At 68.8% G+C, this 7,322-nt stretch carries 10 protein-coding genes and 1 pseudogene; 7 read left to right on the forward strand and 4 right to left on the reverse strand.

The window, feature by feature from the left end:
* Nucleotides 1–151: FAD-linked oxidase C-terminal domain-containing protein (locus NCC78_RS24550; protein WP_250797345.1), on the forward strand; the 151-nt coding region annotated here is incomplete at its 5' end.
* 165 nt (nt 152–316) lie between these two features.
* Here the strand turns inward: NCC78_RS24550 and NCC78_RS24555 are convergent.
* Nucleotides 317–835, reverse strand: coding sequence for a hypothetical protein (locus NCC78_RS24555; protein WP_250797329.1), 519 nt, complete (start codon nt 833–835; stop codon nt 317–319).
* A gap of 49 nt (nt 836–884) precedes the next feature.
* Between NCC78_RS24555 and NCC78_RS24560 the strand changes: the two genes are divergently transcribed.
* The 4 genes from NCC78_RS24560 to NCC78_RS24575 all read left to right on the forward strand — a co-directional run bounded on the left by NCC78_RS24560 (nt 885) and on the right by NCC78_RS24575 (nt 3,131).
* Nucleotides 885–1,088 carry a hypothetical protein gene (locus NCC78_RS24560; RefSeq protein ID WP_250797331.1) on the forward strand — a complete coding sequence of 68 codons (204 nt, stop codon included), beginning with the start codon at nt 885–887 and terminating at the stop codon, nt 1,086–1,088.
* A gap of 53 nt (nt 1,089–1,141) precedes the next feature.
* Nucleotides 1,142–1,288: a hypothetical protein gene (locus tag NCC78_RS24565; protein WP_250797333.1), complete on the forward strand. Its 147-nt coding sequence runs from the start codon at nt 1,142–1,144 to the stop codon at nt 1,286–1,288.
* Between the two features lie 478 nt (nt 1,289–1,766).
* Nucleotides 1,767–2,225 carry a hypothetical protein gene (locus tag NCC78_RS24570; RefSeq protein ID WP_250797335.1) on the forward strand — a complete coding sequence of 153 codons (459 nt, stop codon included), beginning with the start codon at nt 1,767–1,769 and terminating at the stop codon, nt 2,223–2,225.
* Between the two features lie 135 nt (nt 2,226–2,360).
* The gene (locus NCC78_RS24575) at nt 2,361–3,131 is read left to right on the forward strand and encodes a DUF4184 family protein (protein ID WP_250797336.1); all 771 of its coding nucleotides are present in this window, start codon (nt 2,361–2,363) and stop codon (nt 3,129–3,131) included.
* Between the two features lie 498 nt (nt 3,132–3,629).
* Here the strand turns inward: NCC78_RS24575 and NCC78_RS24580 are convergent.
* Nucleotides 3,630–3,956, reverse strand: a pseudogene (locus NCC78_RS24580) (ADP-ribosylation/crystallin J1); the annotation flags it as partial.
* A 140-nt stretch (nt 3,957–4,096) separates the two neighbouring features.
* On the opposite strand from NCC78_RS24580, the gene NCC78_RS24585 reads away from it, so the two are divergent.
* Complete coding sequence (locus tag NCC78_RS24585) at nt 4,097–4,372, forward strand: hypothetical protein (protein ID WP_250797340.1); 276 nt, start codon at nt 4,097–4,099, stop codon at nt 4,370–4,372.
* A 28-nt stretch (nt 4,373–4,400) separates the two neighbouring features.
* Complete coding sequence (locus NCC78_RS24590) at nt 4,401–5,372, forward strand: MBL fold metallo-hydrolase (RefSeq protein ID WP_250797342.1); 972 nt, start codon at nt 4,401–4,403, stop codon at nt 5,370–5,372.
* Between the two features lie 395 nt (nt 5,373–5,767).
* Here NCC78_RS24590 and NCC78_RS24595 read toward each other — a convergent pair whose 3' ends face one another.
* The gene (locus NCC78_RS24595; RefSeq protein WP_250797343.1) at nt 5,768–6,253 is read right to left on the reverse strand and encodes a hypothetical protein; all 486 of its coding nucleotides are present in this window, start codon (nt 6,251–6,253) and stop codon (nt 5,768–5,770) included.
* A gap of 510 nt (nt 6,254–6,763) precedes the next feature.
* Nucleotides 6,764–7,322: hypothetical protein (locus NCC78_RS24600; RefSeq protein WP_250797344.1), on the reverse strand; the 559-nt coding region annotated here is incomplete at its 5' end.

The following is a 7,322-nucleotide window of genomic DNA, read 5'->3' on the forward strand; positions in this document are numbered from 1 at the left end:
CACCCACCACCACGCCGTCGGCCGCGACCACCGACCGTGGTACGACCGGCAGCGTCCGGACCCGGTCGCGCTCGCGCTGCGCGCCGCCAAGGGCGCGCTCGACCCGTCCTGGATCCTCAACCCCGGCGTCCTCGTCGATCCCGCCAGCTGAACTGGCCTGGCCCCGCGACGCTCGACTTCCCGGTAAACCCCGTGCTGGCGGGGCGGCCGCATCCGCCCCGAGCCGTACCGTGGCGGGGCGGTGCGACGTGTACGGCGACGAAGACCTGACCCGGTTCGGGCTCGGTGAGTGGTCATGCACGTGCCGAGACGCTCGTCATCGGTCGGTCGGCGGAAAGAACTGGAACAGGTAGCGCTCCACGCCGTGCATGGCGTTCACGGCCGTGTCGAACCCGGCCGTGCCCACCTGGTGGTCGGTGAACAGCTTGTGCCACGCCGTGGCCGCCTCCCCGCGCCCGTCGGCGCAAGCGCGCACCGCCCAACGGCCCGGCCGCGGCAGGCGGAACTCGGCCCTGGTCCTCGACCCGGTCATGACCGGCCCGCCCGTCAGCTGCCAAACTTCCAGGCGACCGGTGGGCAGCTCAACGCCGATCCGGTCGATCTCGGACCAGCCGCCGGGCTCCGGCGGCATCGCGTCCCAGCATTCGAAGACTGCCGACACGGCAAAGGTGTGGCTGATGACCGAGCCGACACTGAACACGCCCTGACCGGAGCCGCACCATCCCACCTTCGCCGGAATCGGCGCATCGTAGGTGTCCGCCTCCACATCGTGGACGACGAACATCCCGTAGTCGGGTCGGACGGCCAACTCCAGCGCAGCCAGCCTCGTCGGCATCGATGGAAACTACCACCGGCCAACTGACCTGCTCGCCTGGTGGGGGCTGATGGACGGCATCGCCGACGCAAACTACCCGGCCGGGTTTCCGATCCCCCCGCATTTCCTGCCGCTGCCAGCAGCCGAAGTACGCGAAGGGTTCGCCAGCCTCTCGGGGTTCGCCGACCAGGATTGCTGCGGCCCGGGCGGTGCACATGCCACAGCGGCCGGGGAACTCTCGTACGGGTTCTGCACCGCCACTGTCCCGATCTAGCCGGTGATGTGCTCGTGGTCGACCTCCGCGATGGTGCGCGCCACGGCTGCATCATGTCGTGGTGGGCGGAGGAGGGCTACGCCGACACGGACTGGGCCGCGACAGCGGCCATGCTCGCCGACGCCGCCGACCGGCTCGACGACGCGACGCGGACCGAGATTGTCGAGGGTGGCTCGCTCCAGTGGACCCAGAGTCGCTGATGGCGAGGGCTCTTATGTCGAGCCCGCAACGTCAACCGCGGAGCCTGGACCGGCAGGTACACGAAGGCCGCCCAACGGGGTGGCCCTCGCATTTGCCGCGCAATCGCGGCCTGACCGACCGCGATTCATGGCTTATGATCTACCGATTCTGACCGTCGAGAGGGGACGATGCTCAGTGAGTGCTTGGCCTGGATTACCGACGCTTACCAAACCCGCCAGGCGAGGACTACCACCCCTCGATCGGTCGGCGTCGAGGCGCACATTGTTAATGGCGCTTGTGTCGTCCGGTGCTCTGGCAGTCACCGGCTGCACAGGCACCGATGCGGGGGCGCCAGCGTGGGCAGAGCCATCACGAGCACCATCAGCCGCGACACCGTCAGCGCAGTCGTCACAATTGCCCTGTAGCGGGACGGCGTGGGCCACACCCACATCGACGTGGAAGCCACCCTCCGTACAGCCCACCGCACCGATCACCGCCATGCCGAACAGCAAGCTGCCGGGACCGGCCACAGGCGTGGTCCCGGTATCGGGCGAGGAAACGCTCGTGGGTGAGCTGCCGTTGACGTTCAGCCAGCCGAAAACGCCCGCCGCCGCATCGGCAGGTACACCAACCATGGTGCAGGTAAAGGTGCTGGACGAGGCGGCCCGCAAAGCATCAGGCGCCACCGCGATACTGGTGGCCCTGTCGCGCGCGGACGGTGTCTCGCAGCCCTGCCGACTGCACGTCCGCGTGAACTACACCGGGTTCTCCAACGCGTACGGCGGCGACTACGCGAACCGAATCGTGCTCGACGAATACCCTGCGTGTATCTTGACCACCCCGCGCAACCCCGCGTGCAGAAAGTACACGTCTTTCGAACCGTCCCGATTCGACGGGAAACTGTCCACCGACCTCACTCTCGCCGGCTCCGGGTCAGTCACAGTGATTGCTCTCTGATCCGCTCGCTGAACCTGTGCCTGACCGGTCTGATATTGCCCGGTTCACGTCAGGATACGGCTCTCGGCGCCCGTGGCTGAGGCCAGCGCGCTGCGCCTGGCTGCTCCTAAGATCAATCCGAGCGAGGGAGGCGAGGTGCCGTTCACCGGTAGTCACGTCGCGGCCGTGCTGCCGCTGACGCGGTCAGCGTGGCTGGTGCCGTCGGCCCTGGTGATCGGGAGCATGGTTCCTGATCTGCCTTACTACGTGCCGCTGCCGGTGGAGGCGACGCTGACCCACTCGCTTGCCGGCGTCCTCGGCGTCGACGTGGTGCTGGGTTTGGCGGCAGTGGCCCTGTGGCACGGGTTGCTGGCTCGCTTCCTGATCGCCATCTCGCCGGTCCGGCTACGCGATCGCCTACCCCCGCCCGCGCGTCGACGTTCTCGGCCGGCTGTCCGTGTGGCGATGGTGGTCGTCTCGCTGGTGGTTGGCGCGGCGACCCACGTGGTGTGGGACTCGTTCACGCACGACGGGATGTGGGGTACCGCGCACATCGGCTGGCTGGCCGAGTCGCACCTCGGCACGGCCGGTTATCGCTGGGCGCAGCGCGTGAGCGGCGTCGTCGGTGCCGCCGCCGTCGTGGTCTGGCTGGTCCGATGGTGGCGTACGCAGTCGCCCGCGACCGCGCAGTTGCCGTCGGCCGAACGCGTGCTGGTGGTGGTGGCCTGGACGGCCATCGGGCTCGCCGCCGCTGGCGGCGCCGCGCTGGCCGCCACGGAGGAGGTGGCACCGCAGCGAATGGTGTTCCTGGCCGTCACCCGTGCCGGCGGCGCCGGTATGACGACCGCGACCGTCCTCGCGGCCTGCTACGCCGTCGTGGCCCGGCACGACCACCGATCCTGCGCTGACCGCAGCCACTCAAGCTAGCCACCGATCATCATCCATCCTTTACCAACGCCCGGCATCCGGATCTGCCGTGCGGTGCGCGTTCGATCATGCCCGCGGGTGTCGCTACTCCTCGAAGTCGAACGCGAAGGTGCCCGCCTCGATGCGGTCGATGAGCTCGCTGACATTGTCGGCTTGCCGGATGGCGCTGTCCCATCCGCTGCTTGTGATGTCGACCAGTAGCACCGGTGCGGGGTCGCTGCGCAGATCGAGCACGAGCTGCTCACGGGCGCCGTCACCGCCGATGATCGCGATGCCGGGGTGGGTATCAGTGGCGTCGTCCCATGCGTCATGCAGCTCGAGCATCTCGCGCGGGGAGGTGAGCCAGACGTAGGCTCCGGTCGTCATCCAGCCTCGCCGGAACCACGACTCACCTTGGAGGTAGGTGCGCCAGGCGGCAGGCAGAGCTTGCCCCAGGGCCTTGTCGGCGTCGGTGAACTCCTGGTCGTTCACTGGGCCGCGGTAATCGGCTTCCTCGATGATCGCGCCGACGATGTGGGCGTTGAGGTCGGCGACCTCCTCGGCGGGGATCCAGTACTCCAGCACATCGCGGCCACCGACTTGATGAACCTCATAACGGTCCAGGTAGGAACGCTCGACGTCGAACCGGGTTACGTAACCGACACCCTCGGCGGGGACGTTCCACTCGCGGGCGATCTTCGTGGCGTACCAGCGGTTGAGCACGGGGTAGAAGATCGGCTGGTCCGGCAGGCGTGGTGGCCAGGCCCGCCACCGGGACGCCGCCACGAGGTCGAGTTCGGCCTGCCCGGTGGGCCGCCACAGGGTGATCACGTCGGAGTTGTCGATGGTCTGCTCCTGGCCGATCGGGGTTGTGGCGTGGTCGTGGGGAGCCACGCGTCCAACATTCTGGTGGTATCGGGCCGAGCGTTCCATAGCCGAGAAACGTCGGGTGATGCCGTGGAGGGCCGGAAGCGGGAGCACCGCTGGTGGGCGAGAAGCTGCCCACCCTCACTGAGCAGCTCGCCGACCTGCGCACCCGCGGCGGCAAGCTGCTACCGGTCGCCCTAGCCATCGAGCTGGGGCTGACCGCGCACAACCCAGGCGGCCCACCAGGGGTCGAACGTGGGCCGCTGCTTGCACCGGTATCCCTCGTGCGGATGAGCGCCGCGCCGTACGGCTGCGAAGCGGGCATCCCTGTCGCGACGATCGACGACGCGGCGACCCATGGTCGGTCCGCCGTCTGCCAAGCCTGCAGCTGGTGAATGGCGATCGTGAGGAAGAAGGTCAGACGTGTCAGAGTCCCCCTTTGCCGACGTGGCTGAGCAGGCGCGAGCGGCACCGAAAGCCCCCGTGCCTCAGGCTGCCCGAGGTCCCGAGATCCCCGAGGCCGGCTACGTCGTGGAGGAGATCGCCGATGGCGTCTTCTGGGTGAGTGAGGGCATGTACCAGATGATGTTCGTGGTCACCGACGAGGGCGTGATCGCGATCGACGCGCCACCTACCCTCGGCCACCACATTCTCCGGGCAATTCGCGGTGTAACCAGCCGCTCCATCACCCACGTCGTCTACAGCCACCAGCACTCGGACCACGTCGGAGCGATCTCGGTCTACCCCGCGGAGGTCCCGCGCTATGCCCACCGCATCACTGCGGAGCGGCTCGCGCTGCTCCGTGATCCGAACCGGCCTCTGCCGACACACGTGTTCGACGACACCCTGACGATCGACGCGGGAGACCACAGCCTCCAGCTCGACTACAAGGGCCCCAACCACGCCGAGGGCAACATCTTCATCTTCGCCCCGACGCAACGCGTCCTGATGCTCGTAGACGTGATCTTTCCCGGTTGGGTGCCATTCTCGAACCTCGCGGTTTCCGCGAACGTTCCGGGTTTCGTCAACGCTCACGATCAGGCGCTCGAATACCCGTTCGAGAAACTCGTCGGTGGTCATGTCACGCGACCCGGCACCCCGGGCGATGTGAGGATGCAGATCGAATACATGAACGACCTGCGCTCCACGACCGAAGCGGCACTGTCCTCGGTTGATCTGAAGAAGATCCTCGCCCCGGTCGACGCCGCCAACGTCTGGGCCGTGTTCAAGGCCTACCTCGACGCCGTGGCCGCGCAGGCCGCCGACGAAGTCGTTCCACGGTGGGTGGAGCGCTTGGGCGGGGCCGACGTGTTCACCCTGCCGAACGCTTGGGCCATGGCAGAGGCCCTGCGCCTGGACTACGGGAGGATGGGCCCGTTCGGCATCGCGCCCTGAGCAGTTCACGTGCATGGCGCCCAGGTCACGCAATTTGCGAATTCCGGACCTCTCTGAGGCGGAGCCGGTCGAAGAACCAGTGCTGCGAGGACTCTGGCTCGACCGCCGCGTCGGCGATCTCATCGCCGTCCACCGGCCGGTTCCTGCGTCGGAAATCCCCTCCTGCGTGTTATGCCCGATTTGGTGGTGCTAGTCCCGTCTGTCGGTTAAGGTGACTGGCATGACAACGTTGGTTTCCCGCACGCCGACCACGGCGTCATCATGGGCTCCACCCTGACGACTGGGCCTCGCCGTGACCGACACGGGACCTACGTCCGGACCGCGGCGCGCACATTGCCTCCGTGAGGCGTCCGGGAACCGGGTGCTGCGGCGGGCGACCGCCACCGGGTGCATGATCAGCGTCCGAGGCGGGCCTGTGGCACCGACCCGGAAGGGCGTCGAACTGGCCGTCTGCTGTCAGCGGCCAGCGCCACGTCGACGAAGGCTCCCACCCCCACCTGCGCGGCGTCCGCGAGGCAGGCGATCAGCAGCAGTCCATGTCGGATGTTCTGCGGATCGCCGGGTACGCCCGCGGCCGGCGGACGGTGGTGACCAGAAAGCAGCGCGGCCAGCAGCTTGCGGTCCAACTTGGGCAACCAGGCCTCAATGTCGTCGGCCTGCGCCGCCGGCAGTGGCCAGCGACCCAGGACATCCGGGGCGAGTTCCTCGACCAGCAGCCCGGCGGTGTCCCTGAGGACCTGGTGCGTCCAGTCTGGCGGCAGCCGCAACAGACGGTCCACGGCGGTCTCGAACCCCGCGCCATCGGAATGGTCGACCGCGCGGACGCCGGCCACGACGGCGTTCCACAGTTCCTGCTCCGCCGATGTTGGCGGGTGCCACATCACCATCTCCTTCCAGTGGATGGGCTGGCAGGGGTCGGGCGGCGAGGTGCTCGGCGGCACCGGACGTCGCGCTGGTCGCTCTGCCCCTGTTGAGGTGGCCGGCACGGGCCCGTAGGAGGCGAGGCCCGTGCCGGCCGCGGTGATCACCCCAATCACCGTCTGCCGCCGGCGGCGGCTCAGCCGGGCCCTGTTGGTTTCCGGCTGGTCCGCGCCAGCGTCGTACTGCACCGGACGACGCCCGCGTCCACCGTCGCTGCGTCACGGCCTTCTGGCTGGCAGTGCCTGGCGTCGGTGGTGCTTGGTGTCCCGGAGCTTCTGGAACGTCCTGTCTTGCTCCGCTGACGGAGTCTGTCGAGTATATGACAATTGAAGGAGTTATGAAGCTTTAACGCCAATAGTGGCGTTTTCCTTGGTTGCGTCCATGTCGCTGGCCTGGCCGGGTGCGAGTTCAAGGCACGCCCATGTGCCCCCGCGCGGGGCACCCGTCGAGGTCGCGTCCGGCCTCGCCGTTCAGGCGAGGTCGAGCTGCACCGTGGCGATCTCCCAGGCGCGCAACGGCAGGCGGACCAGACCGTCGGCGTCGACGGTCAGCCGGTCGCCCGGCCGGCCCATCAGGTCGGCCCGCCACGCCCCCCGCACACCCCGCCCGGCTCCGATGACCGCGCTGGTGTCGGTCGGGGCCTCGGCCACCACCCGCACCTCGACCCGGCCGTGCCTGTCCCGAACACTGGTGAGCGCCACCCCCGCACCGGCCACGGTCAGCCCGGTGGCGGGGCCCGGCAGCGCGACAGACGGCTGCCCCGTACCGGAGAAGGCCAGCAGCTCGTGCCGGTAAGCCTCGGCCGCCTCGGCCACCCCCGCCGCGTGCCACTCGCCCCGGAACGGCAGCACCGCCAGTTCGACGGTCCGCTCGCCGCGGCACTGCGCCTGTGGGGTGGGCAGCTGCGGGCCGGCGGGCTCGTCGCGCAGGGCGTGCCGGTTGCGCGACAGCATCCCGATCGACCGCAGCACCGTCACGGCCAGCCCGCGCCCGGAGTCGGTCAGCTCGTACTCGGGGGGCTGGGTCAGC

Source organism: Micromonospora phytophila, assembly GCF_023656545.1.
Lineage (GTDB): Bacteria > Actinomycetota > Actinomycetes > Mycobacteriales > Micromonosporaceae > Micromonospora > Micromonospora phytophila.